The sequence below is a fragment of the Streptomyces griseiscabiei genome, assembly GCF_020010925.1.
In the GTDB taxonomy this organism is placed as follows: domain Bacteria; phylum Actinomycetota; class Actinomycetes; order Streptomycetales; family Streptomycetaceae; genus Streptomyces; species Streptomyces griseiscabiei.
On the sequence record NZ_JAGJBZ010000002.1, the window covers coordinates 840,430 to 864,006 of the forward strand.

Below are 23,577 nucleotides of genomic sequence, written 5' to 3' on the forward strand. Positions count from 1 at the left end.
CCAGAACCGCCCTGGTCACAGCAGTACTTGGAGTCACCGCCATGGCAGCCACCCTTCCCGCCCCCGCGTCGTCCGCCGCGGCGGCGGCCGACCCGCAGCGCCTCACCGTCGACCTCTCCGCCTCCGAGGGTCCGGTGATGCGCGGCGCCAACGGCGCGCTGTACGGGCTCAGCGACGACGGGGTGCCCAGCGACGCGGCCCTCGCCCCCCTGAAGATCACCAGCATCTCGCAGAAGCCGGAGGGCGGAGCCCAGCACCCCAACGGCGACGCGCTCACCGTCTCCAAGTCGTTCTTCCGCAACGGCGGCGGCGAGATCAACGTGATGATGCAGGACATCTACGCCAAGTGGCCCTACGAGGACCTCGGCATCGACGACTACCTCCCCAAGGTCGACAGAATCGTCAAGGACGTCTCGGCGGACCCGAACGGCGACCGCTTCGTCTACATCCCCTTCAACGAGCCCGACCAGATCTGGTACAAGCTCGACGTGGCCGACCAGGCCCAGTACGAGATCAACCGCGACCGCTTCTTCCGCGACTGGAAGACGGTCTACCAGCGCATCCGCGCGATCGACCCCGACGCGCGGATCGCCGGTCCCAACGAGGCCGGCTACCACACCCGCCTGCTGAAGGACTTCCTCGCCTTCGCCAAGCGCGAGAACGTCCTGCCCCAGGTGATGACCTGGCACGAGCTGGGCTCCGGCTCCCTCAGGGACTTCCAGGCCCACTACGACGACTACCGCGCCCTGGAGCGCGCGGCCGGCATAGCCCCGCTGAAGATCAATATCGACGAGTACGCCAACCGCCGCGACCTCTCCGTCCCCGGCCAACTCGTCCAGTGGGTCTCGATGTTCGAGCGGAACAAGGTGTACGCCAACCAGGCCTACTGGGACGCCGCGGGCAACATGGACGGCAACGTCGTCCGCTCCAACATCCCCAACGGCGGCTGGTGGCTGTTCCGTTGGTACGCGGGCCTGACCGGCGACACCGTCAGGGTCACCCCGCCGCAGGCCGACACCATCGACACCCTCCAGGGCCTCGCCTCCCTCGACACCTCCCGCCGCCAGGCCCAGGTCATCCTCGGCGGCTCCGCCGATGACACGGACGTCGTGGTCCGCAAGGTCCCCCGCTCCCTCTTCGGCCGTACGGTCACCGCGACCGTCGCCGAGGCCGCCTGGTCCGGCTACGAGGGCCAGCACGCGGCCCCCCGCGTCCTCGCCCGGACGAAGGTCAAGGTCGCGGACGACGGCACGGTGACCGTCCCGCTGCGCGGCCTGCACAGGATGTCGGCCTACCGCGTCGTCCTCACCCCGGGCGGCAACGGCACCCCGGCCACCCCGTCCGTCCCCTGGACCGCCTCCTACGAGGCCGAGGACGCCGCCATCACGGACGGCAAGGTCTACACCCAGGGCACGGTGAGCAACGCCAACGGCTACGCCGCCTCCGGCACCAAGGACGTCGGCTCCCTCAACCAGCCCGGCAGCAAGGTCGACTTCACCGTCTCGGTCCCCGAGGACGGCACGTACGACCTGGCGATCCTCTACGGCAACCAGTCCGGGACCCCGGCCACCCAGAAGCTGTCGATCGACGGCGGCGACCCGGTCACCGTCACCTACCCCTCCACCGAGAACTGGACCTACCGCGCCAAGAAGGACCTCACCGTCCGACTCACCGCGGGCACCCACCGGTTGACCCTCGCCAAGGGCGCCACCGAGGTCACCCTCGACCGCATCGACCTCACCGCCCGCACCGCAGAGCCCGCCGCCTCCTACGAGGCCACCCTCGCCGACATCGGCGGCAGGCCGTCGTACGACTACTCCTCCTCGTCCGGAACCGGAACCGGCGCCCTCGTGCTGCGCCCCGGCGACAAGGCGGTCTTCGACGTGTACGCCCCGCGCGACGGCTACTACCGGGTGGTGCCCCGGGCCTCCGCCCCGGTGAAGCTCGCCCTGCACGGGCAGTCGGTGGCCGCGGTGCCCGACCGGCCGCTGCGGCTCTACCTCGTCGCGGGCAACAACCGGATCACCGCCACCGCCAAGCACACCGCCGTCCGCTCCCTCGACGTCACCGGCGCGGGCTCGACCACGGGCGTCCTCACCCACGAGGGCTCCTCGGCCACGCTCGCCGGTGGAGCCAGGCTGGTCGACTCCGCGTACGCGTCCGCCGGTTCGTACATCGGCTGGCTCGGCAACGGCGCGGACAGCACCGCCGAGTTCACGGTGGACGCCCCCACGTCGGGCCGCTACGTCCTGGTCGTCCACTACGCGCACAACGACCGCCGCGACAACGGGCACGCCTACAACACCGACATCATGTCCCGCACGGCGGACATCACGGTCGGGGACGGCGACCCGCGCACGGTCACCTTCAAGAACACCTGGGGCTGGGACGACTACTGGACCGTGGGCGTCCCCGTCGACCTCAGGAAGGGCGCCAACAAGGTGACCTTCGGTAACGCGGGGGCCTGGGCGCCGAACATCGACCGGATCGAGGTGGGCCGGGTCGTCGGCTAGCACGCGCGGGGGCCCGGCCACCGGTTGTAGGTGCCGGCGGCCGGGCCCGTGTGCGCCCGAGACCTCAGGCCCGGTCGACCTCGGCCCGCAGCGCGTTGTAGTCGGCGAACGCGGACTCGATGGCGGCGGGGGTGAGGCCGTACCGGCCCAGGTCGTAGCGGTGGGGCCGGCCGCCCTTGGAGCGGGTGGCGGCCTCCGGGAGCCGGGCGGCCTCGGCCTCGGTCCAGCGGGCGCCGACCGCCTCGTACAGCTTGGGGGCGCCCGCGGCCGGGTCGGAGCCGAGCGAGGAGTACGGCACGTCGACCAGCGCCTCGCGGCCGACGGCCGTACGGGCGGCGAGGCCCCGCCGGACGGACCGGCTCAGCAGGTCGAGCCAGGTCGCGCCGAGCCGGTGCGGGTCCACCTCGCGCCGGGAGGTGACCATGCCGACCTCGACCAGGCTGCAGAAGGACGCGACGGCGGCGGCCGGGTCACGGTGCGTCCACACGAGCGTGGCGTCGGGGAACACCTTGGTCAGCGCGTCCAGGTTCCCGGTGTGGAAGGGGGACTTGAGGATCCAGCGGCGGCGCGGACGGCCGTACTGGAGCACCTGCAACGCCTGCTTGAGGTGCCGGTAGTCGGGCTCGAAGTCGTGCTCGAAGTGCCAGGCGTGGTAGGCGGGGAGATGGGCCTGCGACAGCGGCACCAGGGCGTGCGGCAGGAGGAAGGTGCACTCCTCCGGGCCCTCGGCGGTCATCGGGTGGATGTCACGGAAACGCGGGCTGAGCAGATGGCTGGCGTCCAGCACACGGCGCGCGGCGGTGATCCGCTTCCGCCGTTCCTCGGGCGAGGGTTCGAGACCGGGCGCCAGCAGCTCCCAGAGCCGCGGGCACCGGTGGTCGTCGGAGAGGGAGAGCACCCCGTGGGTGAGGGTGCTCGCGGTGCGCGGCAGACCGACCACGAACACGGGCTTCTCGACGGGCTCTTCCACGACGGCCGGGTTCTCGGCGATCAGCCCGCGTATCCGGGCCCGGTTGGTGAGATGCCGCCGGACGTGTGCCTGCGCGGACTGCCAGCCGACCGGGCTGAGTTGCTCGTCCTTCGCCCACTCCCGCAGCAGGAACCGGAAGCTCTCGGCGAACTCCTCGTCCCCGCTGCCTTCCCCCTCCCCGGCCCCGCCCTCCCGCGCTGCCTTCACGGCGATCTGGTCGAACACCCGGTCGGGGTCGCGCCGGGAGCCGAGCGTCGGCCGGAGTAACAGATTGGCCAGCCTGAGGGGGACGGGAGCGGAGGACATCGAGGGTTCCCTTCGGCGCGGGTCCGGTACCGGCGGTGGACGTCCGCTCGGGACGCGCCACCGGTGATCATCCTGCCGCGCGGGCGACCTCCGCCGTCCCCGGGGGTGCGGTCGCCGCCGCCCCCGCCCCGTCGCCGTACCGCGCCCGCAGCTCCGACAGCACCCCACTGGCCGCCGCGACGAGCGGCACCGCGAGGAGCATGCCGAGGATGCCGGCGATGGAGGCGCCCGCCGTGAGCGCCAGCAGGATCGCCGCCGGGTGCATCTGCACGGTCCGGCTGTGGATCATCGGCTGGAGCACGTTCCCTTCGAGGATCTGCACCGCGAAGACGACACCGACCGCCCACAGCGCCGTCACCAGACCGCGGTCCGCGAACGCGACGAGGATCGCCACCGCGCCCGACAGGAACGCGCCCAGATACGGGATGTACGCGCCGACGAACACCAGCGCGCCGAGGCCGATCGCCCCCGGTACCTGCAGTATCAGCAGACCGATGGCGATACAGGCGCCGTCGATGAAGGCGATCATCGTCGTCCCCCGCATATAGCCCTCGATGGCCCGGAACGCGCGCCGGGCCATCACCTCCAGGGTCTCCCCGCTGCCGCGCGGCGCGAGCGAGTGCAGGGACGCGACCGCCTTGTCGGAGTCCCGCAGGAAGAAGAACATCAGCAGCATCGCCAGGATCGCCATCGCGACGAACTCACTGACCGCGCTGACCCCGGTCAGCACCCCGGAGGCCGCCGTGCCGCCGAACTTCGACATCAGCTCCTTCGCGTTCTTCGCGAGGTCGTCCAGCGAGGTCCCCGCGAGACCGAACTCCTCACTGAGCGACTTCGCCGCCTCCCGCAGCGAGGAGATGATCTGATCGCCGGTGTCGATCAGCGCGGCCACCACGATGTACGCGGCCCCGCCCATCACCACGATCACGGCCGCACAGGTCAGCCCGGCGGCGAGGGACCTGTTGATCCGCATCGCCACCAGCCGCCGGAACAGCGGGCCCAGCAGCGCCGTACCGAGCAGCGCGATCAGCACCGGGGTGACCGCCGTCTGGAACGTCACACAGATCCACACGCCCACATAGACGACCCCGGTCACCAGCAGCGTCAGCGCGCTCCACACGGCGACGTGCCGCGCCGGCCCCGGCAGGAAACCCCGGGGAGCGACCGGCTCCGACGGCGCCACCGCCCTCGGCGCCTCCACATACCCACCACCGGTGGTCCGTATCGTCGTCCGCGCCCGGTGCACCCGCCTCCGCGCCGGCCCGCCCGTTCCGCCCCGCCGTCCCCCGCGGATTCCGCGAGAGTCTCCCGTACGGCTGTTCATCCTCCGTCAACTCCACTCGCTCAGAGATCGCGCACACCCCTGAGGATCATGGGATGGCCGTGGCGCCATAGCGTAGACCCGGCCGGCGCACGGCCATCGGGCCGGTCCGCGCCCGGCGCTCCGGCCGGTGCGGGCGGGAACCCCCGCCCGCACCGGCCCCCTACTCGGCGATCGGCAGGACCGCCCCGTCCCGCAGGAACACCGGGATCCGCTCCAGCGGCGCGTCCACGGTCACGGACGCACCCCCCTCGTACGTCTCCCCGGTCCACGCGTCCGTCCACCGCGCCCCCGCCGGCAGATAGGTCGTCCACCGGGTGACCCCCGCCTCCAGCACCGGCGCCACCAGCACATCCCGCCCGAACAGATACGCGTCGTCGACCCCCCACGCGGCCGCGTCCTCCGGGAACTCCAGGAACAGCGGCCGCATCACCGGCAGCCCCTCCTCGTGCGCCTCCCGCATCACCCGCAGCACATACGGCTTCAACCGCTCCCGCAGCCGCAGATACGCCTCCAGGACCGCCCCGGCCTCCTCCCCGTACGACCACACCTCGTTGGGCCCACCCGTCATGTCCGGCCCCAGCGGCATCCCGGGGTCCCGGAACCCGTGCAGCCGCATCAGCGGCGAGAACGCCCCGAACTGGAACCAGCGCACCATCACCTCGCGGTACGCCGGGTCGTCGGGGTCGCCCCCGTGGAAGCCGCCGATGTCGGTGTTCCACCAGGGGATGCCGGACAGGGCCGTGTTGAGCCCCGCCGCGATCTGCCGCCGCAGGGTCGGGAAGTCGGTCCCGATGTCACCGGACCACAGCGCGGCCCCCCAGCGCTGACTGCCGGCCCACGCCGAACGGTTGAGGGAGACGATCTCCTCCCGGCCGGCCGCCCGCAGCCCCTCGTAGAAGGTCCGCGCGCTCTCGGCCGGATAGATGTTCCCGACCTCCAGACCGGGCCCCGCCCAGTAGCGCAGATTCTCCTGGAAGCCCGGCTTGATCTCGGGCTCGCAGGCGTCCAGCCAGAAGGCGTCGATGCCGTACGGCTCCAGATAGTTCTCCTTCATCCGCGACCACACGAACTCCCGGGCCTCCGGGTTCGTGGCGTCGTAGAAGGCGACCTGCACCGTCGACGCGACCCCCTTGTCCGGCCAGTCGGCGTGCGCCATCGGGCCGTACTGCGTGCCGACGAAGTAACCGCGCTGCTCCATCACCGGGTGGTTCTCGCTCAGCGGCGACACCGACGGCCATATGGACACCACCAGTTTGATGCCCAGCTCCGCCAGCTCCCGGACCATGGCGGCGGGGTCGGGCCACTCGTCGAGGTCGAACTTCCACTCACCCAGATGCGTCCAGTGGAAGAAGTCGCACACGATGACATCGATGGGCAGGCCCCGCCGCTTGTACTCCCGTGCCACCGCGAGGAGTTCGTCCTGGGTGCGGTAGCGCAGCTTGCACTGCCAGAACCCGGCGGCCCACTCCGGCAGCATCGGCGTACGGCCGGTCGCCGCGCTGTAGCGGCGCTGCGCGGCGGCCGGATCGCCCGCGGTGATCCAGTAGTCGATCTGCCGGGCCGAGTCCGCGACCCACCGGGTGCCGTTGCCGGCCAGCTCGACGCGGCCGATCGCCGGGTTGTTCCACAGCAGGGTGTAGCCACGGCTGGAGGTGAGGACCGGGATACCGACCTCGGCGTTGCGCTGCACCAGGTCGAGCACCAGCCCCTTCTGGTCCAGCCGCCCGTGCTGGTGCTGCCCGAGGCCGTACAGCTTCTCGTCGTCGTACGCGGCGAACCGCTGCTCCAGGCGGTGGTGGCCGTTGCCGACGGCGGTGTAGAGGCGCGGACCCGGCCACCAGAAGTGGGCGCGGGCCTCCGCCAGCAGCTCGCTCCCGTCGGCCGTCCGGCTGTAGCGGATCAGGCCCTCGGCGTCGACCTCGACGGTGAGCGCGCCGACGGTCAGCCGCCCCAGCCCGTCCTCGATCTTGACGCTGCTCTCGGTGGACTCGGCCTCGTCGAGCAGGGCGCCCGGCAGCCCGTCGAGCACCGGGCCGCCGAGACGGGCACGGACCCGGACCGCGTCCGGGCCCCAGGGTTCGATCCGCAGGGTCTCCTGACGTCCGCTCCACTCCAGGGCACCGTCCCGCTCACGGAACGTACCGACGGTGGGGGAGGACTGGGCGAGGCTGACCGCACCCGTCGGGGTCCGGTTCTCGGCATGCTGATTCACGAGAGGTCTCCTGGGAGGGAGGGGTGAAGGTGAAGGAAGACAGAAGACAGGAGGGAACGACGGTGAGGGAGGGGAGGGGAGGGGAGGGGAGGGGAAGGGAGGAGGGGGGAGAGAAGAGGGGAGGAGGGGGAGTGGTCGTACGACGTCGGCTCAGCCGGTGACGGACAGCGGCCCCGTGCTGGCGCGGACCGTCAACTCGGGGGCGAGAAGCACCACTTCGTCGGTGTCCCGGCCCTCCAGCTTGGCGATCAGCTGCTCCACGGCCCGGCGGCCCATCTCCTGGGCGGGGATGGCCACGGACGTCAGCCGTACCGAGGCCTGCACGGCGACCTGGTCCGGGCAGACCGCGATCACCGAGACGTCCTCCGGCACCGCGCGCCCCTGCTGCCGCAGCAGCGCGAGCAGCGGCTCCACCGCGGACTCGTTCTGCACCACGATGCCCGTGGTGCCCGGCCGTTCGTCGAAGATCCGGGCCAGCGTCGCGGCCATCGCGTCATAGCCGCCCTCGCAGGGCCGGTGCAGCACCCGCAGACCCAACTCCCGTGCCCGGGACCTCAGTCCGTCGAGGGTGCGCTCGGCGAAACCGGTGTGCCGTTCGTACACCGCGGGTGCCTCGCCGACGACGGCGATGTCACGGTGGCCGAGCATCGCCAGATGTTCCACACACAGCGCGCCCGTCGCAGCGAAGTCGAGATCGACGCAGGTCAGACCGCTGGTGTCGGCCGGCAGTCCGATCAGCACCGAGGGCTGGTCGGTGCCGCGCAGCAGCGGCAGCCGCTCGTCGTCCAGCTCCACGTCCATCAGGATCATCGCGTCGGCGAGCCCGCTGCCGGTGACCCGGCGCACCGCGTCGGGGCCCTCCTCGCCGGTGAGCAGCAGCACGTCGTAGCCGTACGTCCGGGCGGTGGTGGCGACCGCGATGGCGATCTCCATCATCACCGGGACGTACATGTCGGTGCGCAGCGGGACCATCAGGGCGACGATGTTCGACCTGCTGCTCGCCAGGGCGCGGGCCCCCGCGTTCGGGTGGTAGCCGAGCTCCTGGATGCTCCGCTCGACCCGCTGCCGGGTGCCCGCGGAGATGGACCGCTTGCCGCTGAGGACATAGCTCACCGTGCTCGCCGAGACTCCGGCGTGCGAGGCGACCTCGGCGAGGGTGACCATCCAGCTCTCCAAGCGTGTTTAAGCGCTTCGACAGCGCGCTGTCTCTGAACAAAGGCGAGTGAGGGTGGCTCGACAGTAGCTCGGTGCCGGATGGGTGTCCATAGGTTGTCGAAGCGCTTCGATTATTCGCCGGACACCCGGGAGCGCGGGGGTGGGGGGAAGCTTCAGCTTAGAGCCGGACGGCAGCCTCCGTGCGCCCCGACGGCGACCGGCACCCGCATCGCACCACGGCGCGCTCGGTCGACATCGGCGGACATCGGCCGGGACGGTGGCGCGGTGGCACGCGAGGGGTGGCGGGGTCATCCCGAATCGGGTACCAACGATCGAGTAGCACCCATCGGTAACCAATCAGGTACCCACCGGTACAAGATCCCGATTCGCGGCGAGGTGAGCCTCATGTCCGCCCCACCCCTCAAGAAGCCCGTCGTCACAGAACGTGAGGCCCGCCAAGTGGCGGAGGCCGCCCGGGAACAGGCCTGGCGCAAGCCCAGTTTCGCCAAGGAACTGTTCCTGGGCCGGTTCCGTCTCGACCTCATCCACCCCCACCCCACGCCCACGGACGAGGCGGTCCGGCGCGGCGAGCAGTTCCTGAACAAGCTCCGCGCCTTCTGCGAGACGAAGGTCGACGGCGCCCTCATCGAACGCGAGGCCCGTATCCCCGACGAGGTCATCGACGGCCTCAAGGAACTCGGCGCCCTCGGCATGAAGATCGACCCCAAGTACGGCGGCCTCGGTCTCACCCAGGTGTACTACAACAAGGCGCTGGCCCTGGTCGGCTCGGCCAGCCCCGCCATCGGCGTCCTGCTCTCCGCACATCAGTCGATCGGCGTACCGCAGCCGCTGAAACTGTTCGGCACCCCCGAGCAGAAGGAGAAGTTCCTGCCGCGCTGCGCCCGCACCGACATCAGCGCCTTCCTCCTCACCGAGCCCGACGTCGGCTCCGACCCCGCCCGGCTGGCCACCTCGGCGGTCCCCGACGGCGACGACTACGTCCTCGACGGCGTGAAGCTCTGGACGACCAACGGCGTGGTCGCCGACCTCCTGGTCGTCATGGCGCGCGTCCCGAAGTCCGAGGGGCACAAGGGCGGCATCACGGCCTTCGTCGTGGAGGCCGACTCGCCCGGCGTCACCGTCGAGAACCGCAACGCCTTCATGGGCCTGCGCGGCATCGAGAACGGCGTCACCCGTTTCCACCAGGTCCGGGTCCCCGCCGCGAACCGCGTCGGCCCCGAGGGCGCGGGTCTCAAGATCGCCCTCACCACCCTCAACACCGGCCGCCTCTCGCTGCCCGCCTCCTGCGTGGCCGCCGGCAAGTGGTGCCTGAAGATCGCCCGCGAATGGTCCGCGGCCCGTGAGCAGTGGGGCAAGCCGGTCGCCCACCACGAGGCGGTCGGCCAGAAGATCTCCTTCATCGCGGCGACCACCTTCGCCCTCGAAGCCGTCCTGGACCTCTCCTCCCAGATGGCCGACGAGGACCGCAACGACATCCGTATCGAGGGCGCCCTCGCGAAGCTGTTCGCCTCCGAGATGGGCTGGAAGATCGCCGACGAACTGGTCCAGATCCGCGGCGGCCGGGGCTTCGAGACCGCCGACTCCCTGCGGGCCCGCGGCGAACGGGCCGTCCCCGCCGAGCAGATGCTGCGCGACCTGCGCATCAACCGGATCTTCGAGGGCTCCACGGAGATCATGCATCTGCTGATCGCCCGTGAGGCGGTCGACGCCCATCTCACCGTGGCCGGTGACCTCATCGACCCGGAGAAGTCCCTCTCCGACAAGGCCAAGGCAGGCGCGAACGCGGGTGTCTTCTACGCCAAGTGGCTGCCCAAGCTGGTCGCCGGACCGGGCCAACTCCCGCGCACCTACGGCGACTTCCACCCGGCGGGCCACCCCGACCTCGCCACCCACCTGCGCTATGTCGAGCGCAACGCCCGCAAGCTGGCCCGCTCCACGTTCTACGCCATGTCCCGCTGGCAGGGCCGGATGGAGACCAAGCAGGGCTTCCTGGGCCGGGTCGTCGACATCGGCGCCGAACTCTTCGCCATGAGCGCGGCCGTGGTCCGCGCGGAACTGCTCCGCACCACCACCGACCACGGCCGCGAGGCCTACCAACTGGCCGACACCTTCTGCCGCCAGTCCCGCATCCGCGTCGAGGAACTCTTCGGCCGTCTGTGGACCAACACCGACGACGTCGACCGCAAGGTCGTCAAGGGCGTCCTCGGCGGCGCCTACGAATGGCTGGAGCAGGGCGTCATCGACCCCTCGGGCGAGGGCCCGTGGATCGCGGACGCCACACCGGGCGAGAGCACGAAGGAGAACGTCCACCGCCGTATCCGGTGACCCCGGGCAAGGCCCCTGAAGGCAGGCCCGCAGGGCCGCCTTCAGGGGCGCGGGGAACTGCGCGACCAGCCCCCACGGCGCCGCACTCGCCCGACGGCAGACCGTGGCACCCCGATAGGCGCCCGGCTAGCAATACTTGTCGCTCGCGTCCCGAGTGGTCCAGGAACAGGAATCCACCTTCGACCCGTTGGCCTTCGTCAGCTTCGCCGTGTCGCTGGTGTTGTTCCAGACGTACGCCTTGCGGTTCTGGTACTTCGTCGCGGACGTGTCGGTACCCGACCCCGTGCGGATCTTGATGTACTTCTTCGCCCCGATCTTGACGTTCGGGAACGTGTACTTGTGGTTGTCCAGGTCCTTCAGCACCCAGCCCTTCAGCGAGATCGCCGACGAGCTCGTGTTCTTGATCTGCACCCACTCCGCGTTGTACTGCGCGTTGGTCCGCGTGTCCTTGCCGGGGCTGTCGAAGTACACGCGGTAGATGATCACCCCGCCCGCCGCCTCGGCCGGGCTGCTGAGCAGCGTGCCGGTCAGGGCGACGGCTCCGGCGAGCGCGGGCAGGGCAGCGCGTATGCGCTTGTGCATGGATCCCCCCAGGGTCCTCGTTCACGGCCCGTTGATCTGACAATCGGATCAACAGGTCAGAAGTCATATCACCCCTTCTTCACGTGTGCTTCACAAACGGAGAAACAGCCCCGTCACTCACAGACGGCACGAAGCGGGTCATCAGGGGGACGCGCGGTCCTGCCGGACACCGGATGCGGCCACAATGGGGGGATGAGCGACAGTCCAGCCCCTCTCGCCGATCCGCATCTCGTCTTCGACCCCGTCGACGGCGTACGGGACACCGTGATCCTCGGATCGACCGGCTCGATCGGCACCCAGGCCATCGACCTCGTCCTGCGCAACCCGGACCGCTTCCGCGTCACCGGGCTCTCCGCCGCCGGAGGGAAGGTGGAGCTGCTGGCCGAGCAGGCACACCGGCTGCGCGTACGGACCGTCGCCGTCGCCCGCGAGGACGTCGTACCGGCCCTGCGTGAGGCACTGACCCGTGCGTACGGTGCGGGGGAGGCCCTCCCCGAGATCCTCGCCGGACCGGATGCCGCCACCGACCTAGCCGCCTCCGACGGTCACACCGTGCTGAACGGCATCACCGGCTCCATCGGCCTCGCCCCGACCCTTGCCGCCCTGGAGGCGGGCCGTACCCTCGCGCTCGCCAACAAGGAGTCGCTCATCGTCGGCGGCCCGCTGGTGAAGGCCGTGGCCGAGCCCGGCCAGATCATCCCGGTCGACTCCGAGCACGCCGCCCTCTTCCAGGCCCTCGCCTCCGGCACCCGGGCCGACGTCCGCAAGCTCGTCGTTACCGCCTCCGGGGGCCCGTTCCGCGGCCGTACGAAGGCGGAACTGGCCGATGTGAAGCCCGCCGACGCCCTCGCGCACCCCACCTGGGCCATGGGCCCGGTCATCACCGTGAACTCCGCGACCCTGGTGAACAAGGGCCTGGAGGTCATCGAGGCGCACCTCCTCTACGACATTCCCTTCGACCGCATTGAGGTCGTCGTGCACCCCCAGTCGTATGTCCACTCGATGGTTGAGTTCACGGACGGATCGACGATGGCCCAGGCGACGCCCCCCGACATGCGCGGGCCCATCGCCATCGGTCTCGGCTGGCCGCAGCGCGTCCCGGACGCGGCGCCCGCCTTCGACTGGACCAAGGCGTCCACCTGGGAGTTCTTCCCCCTCGACGAGGACGCGTTCCCCTCGGTCGGGCTCGCCCGGCACGTGGGACAGCTCGCGGGCACCGCCCCGGCGGTGTTCAATGCGGCCAACGAGGAGTGCGTCGACGCGTTCCTGCACGGCGGTCTCCCGTTCAACGCGATCATGGAGACCGTCACCCGGGTCGTCGAGGAGCACGGCACCCCCGGAACGGGAACTTCCCTGACCGTGGCGGACGTACTCGAAGCGGAGACCTGGGCGCGAGCCAGGGCCCGTGAGCTGACCACGTCGACCACCCCCACCACCTTGACCACCTCGACCGGCAAACCCACCGAGCGGACGACCGCGGAGGCCCGTGCATGACGACCCTGATGTTCATCCTCGGCATAGTGGTCTTCGTGATCGGCCTGGCCTTCTCGATCGCGTGGCACGAGCTGGGCCACTTCTCCACCGCCAAGCTCTTCGGCGTCCGCGTGCCCCAGTTCATGGTGGGCTTCGGCCCGACGATCTGGTCGAAGAAGAAGGGCGAGACCGAGTACGGCGTCAAGGCGATCCCGCTCGGCGGCTACATCCGCATGATCGGCATGATCCCGCCCGGCGAGGACGGCCGGATCGAGTCCCGCTCGACCTCCCCGTGGCGCGTGATGATCGAGGACGCCCGCGCGGCCTCCTTCGAGGAGCTGCAGCCCGGCGACGAGAAGCGCCTGTTCTACACGCGCAAGCCGTGGAAGCGCGTCATCGTGATGTTCGCCGGACCCTTCATGAACCTGGTCCTGGCCGTCGTGATCTTCATCGGCGTGATGATGACCTTCGGCGCCCAGACCCAGACGACCACGGTCAGCAAGGTCTCGGACTGCGTCATCGAGGCCAGCGAGAACCGCTCCAAGTGCCGGGCCGGTGACGAGGAGGCCCCCGCCAAGGCTGCGGGCCTGCTGCCCGGCGACAAGATCGTCGCGTTCGACGGCGAGCCCGTCGACGACTGGTCCGCCCTGCAGTCCGACATCCGCTCCAACCCCGGCGAGCAGGTCACCGTCACCGTCGACCGCGACGGCAAGAAGCTCGACCTCACCGCCACCCTCGTGGAGAACCAGGTCAGCAAGACCGACGGCAACGGCGGCTACGTCCAGGACAAGTACGTCTCCGCCGGCTGGTTCGGCTTCACCCCCGCCTCCGGCATCGTCCCGCTCTCCTTCGGCGAGTCCGTGGACCGCATGGGCGACATGATGGAGAACGGCGTCCAGTCCCTGCTCTCCCTGCCCGCCAAGGTCCCCGCCCTGTGGGACGCCACCTTCGGCGACGGCGAGCGCGAGGCCGACTCACCCATGGGTGTGGTCGGCGCGGCCCGCGTCGGCGGCGAGATCTTCACCATGGACATCCCCGCCAGCCAGCAGCTCGCCAGCTTCCTCATCCTGCTGGCCGGCTTCAACCTCTCCCTGTTCCTGTTCAACATGCTCCCGCTCCTCCCGCTCGACGGCGGCCACATCGCGGGCGCCCTCTGGGAGTCCCTGCGCCGCAACGCGGCGAAGCTGCTGCGCAGGCCCGACCCCGGCCCGTTCGACGTGGCGAAGCTGATGCCCATCGCCTACGTGGTGGCCGGCATCTTCGTCTGCTTCACGCTCCTGGTGCTGATCGCGGACCTGGTGAACCCGGTGCGCATCTCCTAGACACACGGAGTTCACGGCGGCCGGGCACACTCACGCGGTGGGCCCGGCCGGACGGTGATGTGCTCGGGCCCCTGCCGGTGCCGTAATCTCGAAGCCTGGAGCCCGCCCGTACCGGGACCCGATCCTGATCCACAACTTGGGGTTGCACAGCAGATGACTGCGATTTCTCTCGGCATGCCGTCCGTTCCGACCAAGCTCGCCGAGCGCCGCAAGAGCCGGCAGATCCAGGTCGGGTCCGTCGCGGTCGGTGGGGACGCCCCGGTCTCGGTCCAGTCCATGACCACGACCCGCACGTCGGACATCGGCGCCACGCTCCAGCAGATCGCCGAGCTGACGGCCTCCGGCTGCCAGATCGTCCGGGTCGCCTGCCCGACGCAGGACGACGCGGACGCCCTCGCCACCATCGCCCGCAAGTCGCAGATCCCGGTGATCGCGGACATCCACTTCCAGCCGAAGTACGTCTTCGCCGCGATCGAGGCCGGCTGCGCCGCCGTCCGCGTCAACCCGGGCAACATCAAGCAGTTCGACGACAAGGTCCGCGAGATCGCGCAGGCGGCGAACGACCACGGCACCCCGATCCGCATCGGCGTCAACGCCGGCTCCCTCGACCGCCGCCTCCTCCAGAAGTACGGCAAGGCCACCCCCGAGGCGCTCGTGGAGTCCGCCCTCTGGGAGGCCTCCCTCTTCGAGGAGCACGGCTTCCGGGACATCAAGATCTCGGTCAAGCACAACGACCCGGTCGTCATGGTCAACGCCTACCGCCAGCTCGCCGCCCAGTGCGACTACCCCCTGCACCTCGGTGTCACCGAGGCCGGCCCCGCCTTCCAGGGCACCATCAAGTCGGCCGTCGCCTTCGGCGCGCTGCTCGCCGAGGGCATCGGCGACACCATCCGCGTCTCCCTGTCGGCCCCGCCGGTCGAGGAGATCAAGGTCGGCAACCAGATCCTGGAGTCGCTGAACCTCAAGCCGCGCCGCCTCGAGATCGTCTCCTGCCCCTCCTGCGGCCGCGCCCAGGTCGACGTCTACAAGCTCGCCGAGGAGGTCACCGCCGGCCTCACCGGTATGGAGGTCCCCCTCCGCGTCGCCGTCATGGGCTGCGTCGTCAACGGCCCCGGCGAGGCCCGCGAGGCCGACCTCGGCGTCGCCTCCGGCAACGGCAAGGGCCAGATCTTCGTCAAGGGCGAGGTCATCAAGACCGTCCCCGAGTCCAAGATCGTCGAGACCCTCATCGAGGAGGCGATGAAGATCGCCGAGCAGATGGAGGCGGACGGCGTGGCCTCCGGCGAACCGACGGTGGCGGTAGCGGGCTGAGGCCGTTGCTCTTGGAGGGCAGGCCGCAGGCCGTCCTCCGGGGGCGCGGGGAACTGCGCGACAAGCCACGACGCACCCGCACCCGCCAACGCACAGGAGCCCCCGAGTTCTGAGGCGCCCTCGCACAGCCCGGCAGGGTATCGTGCGGAGACCAGCGCAGACCCCAGGGTGAGGCCCCCGCACGTGTTGACCCAGACCACCACCAGGGTCCTCGAACCGAGTGACCTGGACGCCGCACTCGCCGTCCTGGACCGAGACCCCGTCGCGAACGCCTTCGTGACCTCCCGCGTCCAGGTCGCCGGGCTGGACCCGTGGCGGCTGGGCGGCGAGATGTGGGGCTGGTACGAGGACGGCGCCCTCACCTCCCTCTGCTACGCCGGCGCCAACCTCGTCCCCATCTGCGCCACCCCCCGCGCCGTACGCGCCTTCGCCGACCGCGCCCGCCGGGCCGGCCGCCGCTGCTCCTCGGTCGTCGGCCCCGCCGAACCCACCGCCCAGCTCTGGCGCCTCCTCGAACCCAGCTGGGGCCCGGCCCGCGAGGTCCGCTCCCACCAGCCCCTCATGGTCACCGACCGGCTCCCCGACCCCGCCGAGGTCACCCCCGACCCGTACGTCCGCCGGATCCGCAAGGACGAGATGGACACGATCATGCCGGCGTGCGTCGCGATGTTCACCGAGGAGGTCGGCGTCTCCCCGCTGGCCGGCGACGGCGGCCTCCTCTACCAGGCCCGGGTCGCCGAACTCGTCGGCTCCGGCCGCTCCTTCGCCCGCCTCGACGCCGACGGCCGCGTCGTCTTCAAGGCCGAGATCGGCGCCGCGACCTCCCGCGCCTGCCAGATCCAGGGCGTCTGGGTCGACCCCGCCTACCGCGGCCAGGGCCACGCCGCCCCCGGCATGGCAGCGGTCCTGCGCTACGCACTGGCCGACGTCGCCCCCCTGGTCAGCCTCTACGTCAACGACTACAACACGGCGGCGAGGCGCACGTACCAGAGGGTGGGCTTCCAAGAGGTGGGCGCGTTCATGAGCGTCCTGTTCTGAGCTTCGGCCGCAGAGGGCTCCACTTCTGCACGCCGGGCAAGGTGCGCGCCTCGAAAGGGGCGCGGGGAACTGCGCGACCAGCCACATCCGGCCCGCACCCCGCCGACATCCCGAACCCCCCTGTAGCATCCGCAACATGGACCTCGTCATCGGCCCCTTGGACCTCTCCGCCCACGTGGACGAGGCCTTGGCAGTCCAAGCCGTAGCCTTCGGCCTGGGCCCCGACGAGGTGGCGGTCCGCCGCCAGATCGTCCTCCGCCACATGACGTACCCGGGGGCCCGCGCACTGGGGGCCACGGCCGGAGGCCGTCTCGTCGGTTTCGTCTACGGCATGCCCAACAACCGCGCCCACTGGTGGTCCACCGTCGTCGAGCCCTACCTCCGCGCCCTCGGCCACGACCACTGGCTGGACGACTCCTTCGTCATCACCGAACTGCACGTCCACCCGGGCCACCAGAACCACGGCGTCGGCCGCGCCCTCATCACCACCATCACCGACAGCGCGACCGAACCCCGCTCGATCCTCTCCGCGATCGACATCGACAGCCCGGCCCGCGGCCTCTACCACTCCCTCGGCTACACCGACCTGGCCCGCCGCGTCGTCTTCCCCAGCGCCCCCAAGCCGTACGCGGTCATGGGCGCCCCCCTGCCCCTGCGCCGCAGATAGCCGACCCGTCGCCTCTCCACCGCCACCACCGGATTTCCACGGGCCCCCGCCCCCCGGCTAACCTCCTGCCATCACCCGATCCCGGCAGGAGTACGAGAAGCCATGGCGAACGCACCGGTCCAGCGCATGTCCCAGTTGATGGCGAAGACGCTGCGCGACGACCCCGCGGACGCCGAGGTGCTCAGCCACAAGCTCCTCGTCCGCGCCGGTTACGTCCGCCGCACCGCCGCCGGAGTCTGGACCTGGCTGCCGCTCGGCAAGAAGGTCCTCTCCAACGTGGAGCGCATCGTCCGCGAGGAGATGGACGCGATCGGCGCCCAGGAGGTGCTGCTCCCCGCGCTGCTGCCGAAGGAGCCGTACGAGGCGACGGGCCGCTGGGACGAGTACGGCCCGGAGCTGTTCCGCCTCAAGGACCGCAAGGGCGGCGACTACCTCCTCGGTCCCACCCACGAGGAGATCTTCACGCTGATCGTGAAGGACCAGGCGTCCTCCTACAAGGACCTGCCGGTGATCCTCTACCAGATCCAGACGAAGTTCCGTGACGAGGCCCGCCCCCGCGCCGGCATCCTGCGCGGCCGTGAGTTCCTGATGAAGGACTCGTACTCCTTCGACACCGAGGACGAGGGCCTCGCGCAGTCCTACGCCCTGCACCGCCAGGCCTACCAGAAGGTGTTCGAGCGCCTGGGCCTCGACTACCGCATCTGCGCCGCCACGGCGGGCGCGATGGGCGGCTCCAAGTCCGAGGAGTTCCTCGCCCCGGCCGGTGCCGGCGAGGACACCTTCGCGGACTGCCCGGCCTGCGACTTCGCGGCCAACACCGAGGCGATCACCTTCGCGTCGAAGCCGGTGGACGCGGGCGACGTGGCCGCCCTCGAAGAGATCCCGACCCCGGACACCCCCACCATCGAGACCCTCGCCGCGTACCTCGGCGTCCAGCCCTCCGACACCCTGAAGAACCTCCTGGTGAAGGTCGACGGCGAGATCGTCGCCGTCGGCGTCCCCGGTGACCGCGAGGTCGACATGGGCAAGGTCGAGGCACACTTCGCCCCGGCCGTCGTCGAGATGGTCACCGAGACGGACTTCGCCGGCCGCCCCGACCTGGTCCGCGGCTACGTCGGCCCGCAGGGCCTCGGCGAGAAGGTCACCTACATCGCCGACCCGCGCGTCGCCCCGGGCACCGCCTGGATCACCGGCGCCAACAAGCCGGGCACCCACGCGAAGAACGTCGTCGCGGGCCGTGACTTCGAGGTCGCCGAGTACGTCGACGTCGTCGTGGTCCAGGAGGGCGACCCCTGCCCCAACTGCGGCACCGGCCTCAAGCTGGACCGCGCCATCGAGATCGGCCACATCTTCCAGCTCGGCCGCAAGTACGCCGACGCCCTCAAGCTCGACGTCCTCGGCCGGCACGGCAAGCCGGTTCGCGTCACCATGGGCTCCTACGGCATCGGCGTCTCCCGCGCGGTCGCCGCCCTCGCCGAGCAGTCCGCCGACGACAAGGGCCTGTGCTGGCCCGCCGAGGTCGCCCCCGCCGACGTCCACGTGGTCGCCGCGGGCAAGGCCCTCCAGACCGAACTGGCCCTCGACGTCTCCGAGAAGCTGCGGGCCGCCGGCCTCCGCGTCCTCGTCGACGACCGGGCCGGTGTCTCCCCGGGCGTGAAGTTCACCGACTCCGAGCTGATCGGCGTCCCGAAGATCCTGGTCGCCGGCCGCCGCTCCGCCGAGGGCGTCCTGGAGCTGAAGGACCGCCGCTCCGGCGAGCGCGAGGAGCTGACGGTCGACGAGGCGATCGCCCGCCTCACCACCGCTTAGTCTCACCACCGCCTAAAGGAAACCCTCAGAAACTTCTCCCGGGGCGTATAGCCGCCTCACAGGTTTCTCTCAGACCGTTCCCCGACCGTAGGGCGTGACAGAACGTCACTACGGAGGGGAACGGTCATGACGACCAGGGAACGAGGGGCCGTCGCGGGCATCCGCAGAGGCGCCCGGCGCACGGCGGCCACCGCGGCGGCGGTGACGCTCGCGGCCGCCGCCGGGATGTTCGCGCTGATCGGCACGATGCAGGCGGACGCGGACACCACCGCGAGCGGCAGCGGCACGAGCTCGACGTCGTCGACCACGACCACCGACACCAGTACCGACACCAGCAGTGACACGGGCACCGACACCGGCACCAGCACCGGTGGCGGTACCGACACGTCCACCGATTCCTCCTCGGACCTCCGGTCCTCCTCCGACGGCATGACGTCCTCCACGGACGACTCCGCCGACTCGACCTCGGGGGCGTCGTGATGACCGCGCCGACGACGACCCCCCGCTCCACGGCCGCCGCCGACTGGCGGGCCCTCGGCACGAGCGTCCGTCTGGTCACCACGGACCCGGCCCTGCTCGACTCCTGCAATCTGCTCCTGGCCCGGCACCTGGCCGAGGTCGACGCCGCGTGCAGCCGCTTCCGCGCGGACTCGGAGCTGACGGCGCTGAACACGGCCGAAGGCCGGCCCACGAAGGTCAGCCCGCTGCTGGCCGAGGCCCTGGCGGTGGCCCTGCGCGCCGCCCGCGCCACGGACGGCGCGGTGGACCCCACGGTCGGCTCGGCGATGGAAGCCCTCGGCTACGACCGGGACTTCACCCTGGTCCAGGAGGACGACCGCCCCGTACGCCTGGCGGTGCGCCGCGTGCCGGGCTGGAGCCTGGTCGGCCTGGACCGCGCCACGAACACGGTCACCCTCCCGCCCGGCGTCAGCCTGGACCTGGGCGCCACCGCCAAGGCGTGGGCGGCCGACAGAGCGGCCCGGACACTGGCCCGGACCGCCGACTGCGGCATCCTCGTCAGCCTCGGCGGCGACACGGCCGTCGCGGGCGAACCCCCGGCCGGCGGCTGGCGCGTCCGCGTCCAGGACGAGACGGCCCCGGTCGACCGGCTCCCCGAGCACGGCTCCTACGCCACGGTCGGCATCCGCGGCGGCGGCCTCGCCACCTCCGGCACCACCGCCCGCCGCTGGCGCCGCGGTGACCACGACCTCCACCACATCGTCGACCCCCGTACGGGCCTGCCCGCCACCACCCCCTGGCGCACCGTCTCGGTGGCCGCCGCCACCTGCGCCGACGCCAACGCCGCCACCACGGCCGCCCTGGTCAAGGGGCACACGGCCCCCCGCTGGCTGTCCCGCCTGGGACTCCCGGCCCGGCTGGTCAGCCACGACGGCACGGTCGTCACGACCCCGGGCTGGCCCTCCGCCACCCCGAAGGCCGAGACCGCCCCATGAGCGACGAGATCCTCTGGTACGCCAACAGAGCCACCGGCGCCGTCTGTCTGGTCCTCTTCACCGTCGTCGTCCTCCTCGGCATCGCCGTACGGCTGCGCGCCCGCGTCCCCGGCCTGCCCCGGTTCGGCACGGTCTCCCTCCACCGCGCCCTCTCCCTCTCCGCCACCGCTTTCCTGGTCCTGCACATCGCGACGGCCGTGGTCGACGACTACGTGAACATCACCGCGCTGGACGTGCTCGTCCCCTTCGTCTCCGACTACCAGCCCCTCTGGCTCGGCCTCGGCACGGTCGCCCTCGACCTGCTGCTGGCCGTCCTGATCACCAGCCTCCTCCGCGCCCGCGTCGGCCGTCGTGCCTGGCGGACCGTGCACCTGCTGGCGTACGCGTCCTGGCCGTTCGCCCTGGTCCACGGCGTCGGCATCGGCACGGACAACGGCACCGCCTGGATGCTCTGGCTCACCGTCGCCTGTGCCGCCGCGGTGCTCGCCGCCTTCGCCGCGCGCACCGCCCACGCCGTACGGGACGCCCGCCGCACCCCCGCCACCCTGCTCCGCACGGCCGAAGGAGCCCGCCCATGACCACCGCGACCGCCCCCGCCGTCCCCGGCCTCCACATGCCACCCCGCCTCCTCGCCCCGGGCGGCACCCCGGCCGACCACACCACCCACGAACAGCGCTACGGCCCCCTGACCTCCCTCACCCCCGACGACCTGCTGCGCGTCACCGCCGAGTCCGGCCTGACCGGCAGGGGCGGCGCCGCCTTCCCCACGTACCGCAAACTCGCCTCGGTCGCCGAGGCGGGCCGCCGCACCGGCCGTACGCCCGTGGTCGTCGCCAACGGCTCCGAGGGCGAACCGGCCAGCGCCAAGGACAAGACGCTGCTGCGCCTGTCACCTCACCTGGTCCTGGACGGCCTCCGCCTGGCCGCCGAGGCGACGGGCGCGGGGGAGGCGTACCTCGCGGTGGAGGAAGACGCGGCGCACCTGGAGGCCGCGGTGGCCGAACGCCGCGACCCCATCCCCGTACGTGTCGTCCGTGTCCCCCGGCGGTTCCTGTCCGGCGAGTCCTCGGCCCTCACCCAGCACCTGAAGGGCCGGGCCGCCCTGCCCCGCCACCAGAACCCCCCGGTCCGCGCACAGGGCGTGCACCGCGCCCCCACCCTCGTCCAGAACGTCGAGACCCTCGCCCACCTGGCCCTGATCGCCCGCTACGGCCCCGACTGGTACCGCTCGGCCGGCACCCCCGCCGAACCCGGCAGCGTCCTGTGCACCCTCCACGTCCCCGGCCACACCCCCCGAGTCGTGGAGGCCCCCTACGGAATGCCCCTGCACCGCCTGCTCCCCCTGCACGGCACGAGCGCGATCCTCGTCGGCGGCTACCACGGCACCTGGATCCCGACCCGCCAGGCCGCCCAACTCACCCTCGGCACAACCCACTTGGGAGCCGGAGTCCTCGCCGCCCTCCCCGCCGACCGCTGCGGCCTCGCCGAGACGGCCCGGGTCCTGCGCTACCTGGCCCTGCAGTCGGCGGGACAGTGCGGCCCCTGCCTCAACGGCCTGCCCCGCATCGCCGCCGCCTTCCGGACCCTGGCCACCCCCGGCCCCCAGGGCACCACCCGCACCGACATCGCCCGCTGGGCCGGCCTGGTGGAAGGCCGAGGCGCCTGCCACCACCCCGACGGCACGGTCCGCCTGGTCCGCAGCGCCCTGACGACCTTCGCCCCCGAACTGGACGCCCACGCCCGGGGCCACTGCACGGCCACGAACCACACCCCCGTCCTGCCGGTCCCCGAGAACGAGAGCTGACCCGATGACCACCACCCCCACGGCCCCGACCCTCGCCGTCGACTGGACCGCCTGCCAGGCCCACGGCCTCTGCGCGGAACTCCTCCCCGACCACATGGAGCCGGACGAGTGGGGCTACCCGATCGTCGCGGACGGCCCGATCCCGAGAGCGGCCCTGAAACGAGCGAAGCGAGCGGCGGCCGACTGCCCGGCGCTGGCTCTGCGATTGAACGCCGGGTAAGGACAGCCCCGAGTCTTTGAGGGGCGCGGGGAACTGCGCGACCAGCCACGAACCACCGTCGCTGTCCGAACGCTCAGAACCGATTCAGCCCTTCAACTGCCCAGGTCAAAGCCACCCGGCGAACTCCAGCAACAACTCCGCGTCCCGAGGCCGCCCCACGCGCAGTGCCCGCACCCCCGACTCCACGGCCCGGAACAGCGTCCACCCCCGCAGCCGCTCCTGCTCCACGTCCAGCGACTCGGCCAGCTTCTTCACCCGCCGCCGAGTGATCGCCGCCCCCGACGGTGAAGCGATCAGATCCTCCACCCGGTCCCGTACCAGCCGAGCCAGATCGAAGGCACACTCGCCCACCACCGGATCCGGCCCCACGGCCAGCCACGGCAACCGCTCCCCGGCCAGTACCTTGCTCTGCCGGAAGGTGCCGTGCAGCAACCGCTCCTCGGGCGTGGAGGCCAGCAACTCCGCGCGTACCCCGAGGGCCGCGTCGACCAGCCCCCGCACCTCGGAGTCCTCCCCGGCGCCCGCCCGGAGGGCCTCCGCCTGCCGCTCCGTCCGCTCCGCCACGGTCTCGAAGACATGCGCCGCCGGCGGCTCCACCCACAGCCGCCGCAGCGTCCCCGCGGCCTCCAGCAGGGCCTTCGCCTCCGGCAGTGACCGCACCGACAGATCGGGGCGCAGCCGCTCCAGCAGCAGTACGCCATGGCTGTCCCCGGGGTTGAGCAGCTGCACCGCGCCCCGCCCGTCCCAGTGCGCGAGGGCCGCCCGCTCGGCCTCCGGCCGGGCCCGCTCGGGCGCCAGCTTGAGCACGGCGGGGGTGTCGTCGATCATCCGCACCAGCAGGACGAGACTGCTGCGGCCACCCGGGGCCTGTACCCGCTCCGCGGTCAACTCGCGTAGATCCACGGCCTGTTGAAGCAGCCCGGGGAGGGTTTCCAGCCACTCGCCGATCCCGTCACCGCCGTCCGGCCGCCGGGTCTCGGCGAGCGCCCGCACCAGCCGCTGCGGCGGTTCGAAGTCCTCGAAAGCCATGCGAGCCATGTGCGAGTGGTTCCCTTCCGGAGCGTGATCAGG

At 71.4% G+C, this 23,577-nt stretch carries 19 protein-coding genes; 13 read left to right on the forward strand and 6 right to left on the reverse strand.

Translation table 11 applies throughout. From position 1 onward, the window contains the following. The first annotated feature begins 41 nt into the window (after positions 1-41). On the forward strand, positions 42-2,513 hold the full coding sequence (locus J8M51_RS21230; protein WP_086755517.1) for a carbohydrate-binding protein: 2,472 nt from the start codon (positions 42-44) through the stop codon (positions 2,511-2,513). Between the two features lie 64 nt (positions 2,514-2,577). Here the strand turns inward: J8M51_RS21230 and J8M51_RS21235 are convergent, their stop codons facing one another. The 4 genes from J8M51_RS21235 to J8M51_RS21250 all read right to left on the reverse strand — a co-directional run bounded on the left by J8M51_RS21235 (position 2,578) and on the right by J8M51_RS21250 (position 8,489). Continuing rightward, positions 2,578-3,789 (reverse strand): sulfotransferase family protein, encoded by a 1,212-nt coding sequence (locus J8M51_RS21235; RefSeq protein WP_267299382.1) that lies wholly within the window; start codon positions 3,787-3,789, stop codon positions 2,578-2,580. Positions 3,790-3,856: 67 nt separating this feature from the next. Continuing rightward, positions 3,857-4,909, reverse strand: coding sequence for an AI-2E family transporter (locus J8M51_RS21240; RefSeq protein ID WP_086755519.1), 1,053 nt, complete (start codon positions 4,907-4,909; stop codon positions 3,857-3,859). A gap of 364 nt (positions 4,910-5,273) precedes the next feature. Next, complete coding sequence (locus tag J8M51_RS21245; RefSeq protein ID WP_267299383.1) at positions 5,274-7,325, reverse strand: glycoside hydrolase family 31 protein; 2,052 nt, start codon at positions 7,323-7,325, stop codon at positions 5,274-5,276. 150 nt (positions 7,326-7,475) lie between these two features. Next, positions 7,476-8,489 carry a LacI family DNA-binding transcriptional regulator gene (locus tag J8M51_RS21250; RefSeq protein WP_216590040.1) on the reverse strand — a complete coding sequence of 338 codons (1,014 nt, stop codon included), beginning with the start codon at positions 8,487-8,489 and terminating at the stop codon, positions 7,476-7,478. A 396-nt stretch (positions 8,490-8,885) separates the two neighbouring features. Between J8M51_RS21250 and J8M51_RS21255 the strand changes: the two genes are divergently transcribed. Beyond that, complete coding sequence (locus tag J8M51_RS21255; RefSeq protein ID WP_086755714.1) at positions 8,886-10,826, forward strand: acyl-CoA dehydrogenase family protein; 1,941 nt, start codon at positions 8,886-8,888, stop codon at positions 10,824-10,826. A gap of 126 nt (positions 10,827-10,952) precedes the next feature. On the opposite strand, the gene J8M51_RS21260 is transcribed toward J8M51_RS21255, so the two are convergent. Beyond that, positions 10,953-11,408 carry a lamin tail domain-containing protein gene (locus J8M51_RS21260; protein WP_086755713.1) on the reverse strand — a complete coding sequence of 152 codons (456 nt, stop codon included), beginning with the start codon at positions 11,406-11,408 and terminating at the stop codon, positions 10,953-10,955. Between the two features lie 192 nt (positions 11,409-11,600). Here J8M51_RS21260 and dxr point away from each other — a divergent pair, with 192 nt between their 5' ends. The 11 genes from dxr to J8M51_RS21315 all read left to right on the forward strand — a co-directional run bounded on the left by dxr (position 11,601) and on the right by J8M51_RS21315 (position 22,506). After that, a complete protein-coding gene (dxr, locus tag J8M51_RS21265) occupies positions 11,601-12,902 on the forward strand; it encodes a 1-deoxy-D-xylulose-5-phosphate reductoisomerase (protein ID WP_086755712.1) in 1,302 nt (433 codons plus the stop codon). Further along, on the forward strand, positions 12,899-14,203 hold the full coding sequence (locus J8M51_RS21270; protein WP_086755711.1) for a M50 family metallopeptidase: 1,305 nt from the start codon (positions 12,899-12,901) through the stop codon (positions 14,201-14,203). The genes dxr and J8M51_RS21270 overlap by 4 nt, the downstream gene beginning before the upstream one ends. Positions 14,204-14,356: 153 nt before the next feature. Beyond that, positions 14,357-15,514: a flavodoxin-dependent (E)-4-hydroxy-3-methylbut-2-enyl-diphosphate synthase gene (gene ispG, locus J8M51_RS21275; protein WP_086755710.1), complete on the forward strand. Its 1,158-nt coding sequence runs from the start codon at positions 14,357-14,359 to the stop codon at positions 15,512-15,514. A 183-nt stretch (positions 15,515-15,697) separates the two neighbouring features. Beyond that, positions 15,698-16,552, forward strand: a complete 855-nt coding sequence (locus tag J8M51_RS21280; protein WP_179203088.1) for a GNAT family N-acetyltransferase — start codon at positions 15,698-15,700, stop codon at positions 16,550-16,552. Positions 16,553-16,688: 136 nt separating this feature from the next. Then, positions 16,689-17,219, forward strand: a complete 531-nt coding sequence (locus J8M51_RS21285; RefSeq protein ID WP_086755708.1) for a GNAT family N-acetyltransferase — start codon at positions 16,689-16,691, stop codon at positions 17,217-17,219. 102 nt (positions 17,220-17,321) lie between these two features. Continuing rightward, complete coding sequence (locus J8M51_RS21290) at positions 17,322-19,028, forward strand: proline--tRNA ligase (RefSeq protein ID WP_086755707.1); 1,707 nt, start codon at positions 17,322-17,324, stop codon at positions 19,026-19,028. Between the two features lie 126 nt (positions 19,029-19,154). Next, positions 19,155-19,508, forward strand: coding sequence for a hypothetical protein (locus J8M51_RS21295; protein ID WP_179203087.1), 354 nt, complete (start codon positions 19,155-19,157; stop codon positions 19,506-19,508). Further along, the gene (locus J8M51_RS21300; protein WP_086755706.1) at positions 19,508-20,482 is read left to right on the forward strand and encodes an FAD:protein FMN transferase; all 975 of its coding nucleotides are present in this window, start codon (positions 19,508-19,510) and stop codon (positions 20,480-20,482) included. Before J8M51_RS21295 ends, J8M51_RS21300 begins: the two co-directional genes overlap by 1 nt. Next, positions 20,479-21,060 (forward strand): ferric reductase-like transmembrane domain-containing protein, encoded by a 582-nt coding sequence (locus J8M51_RS21305; protein WP_267299384.1) that lies wholly within the window; start codon positions 20,479-20,481, stop codon positions 21,058-21,060. Before J8M51_RS21300 ends, J8M51_RS21305 begins: the two co-directional genes overlap by 4 nt. Continuing rightward, on the forward strand, positions 21,057-22,286 hold the full coding sequence (locus J8M51_RS21310) for an NADH-ubiquinone oxidoreductase-F iron-sulfur binding region domain-containing protein (RefSeq protein WP_267299385.1): 1,230 nt from the start codon (positions 21,057-21,059) through the stop codon (positions 22,284-22,286). The genes J8M51_RS21305 and J8M51_RS21310 overlap by 4 nt, the downstream gene beginning before the upstream one ends. 4 nt (positions 22,287-22,290) lie before the next feature. Beyond that, on the forward strand, positions 22,291-22,506 hold the full coding sequence (locus J8M51_RS21315; RefSeq protein WP_267299386.1) for a ferredoxin: 216 nt from the start codon (positions 22,291-22,293) through the stop codon (positions 22,504-22,506). Positions 22,507-22,611: 105 nt separating this feature from the next. Here the strand turns inward: J8M51_RS21315 and J8M51_RS21320 are convergent, their stop codons facing one another. Continuing rightward, positions 22,612-23,544, reverse strand: a complete 933-nt coding sequence (locus J8M51_RS21320; RefSeq protein WP_086763370.1) for an aminoglycoside phosphotransferase family protein — start codon at positions 23,542-23,544, stop codon at positions 22,612-22,614. Positions 23,545-23,577: the final 33 nt, after the last annotated feature.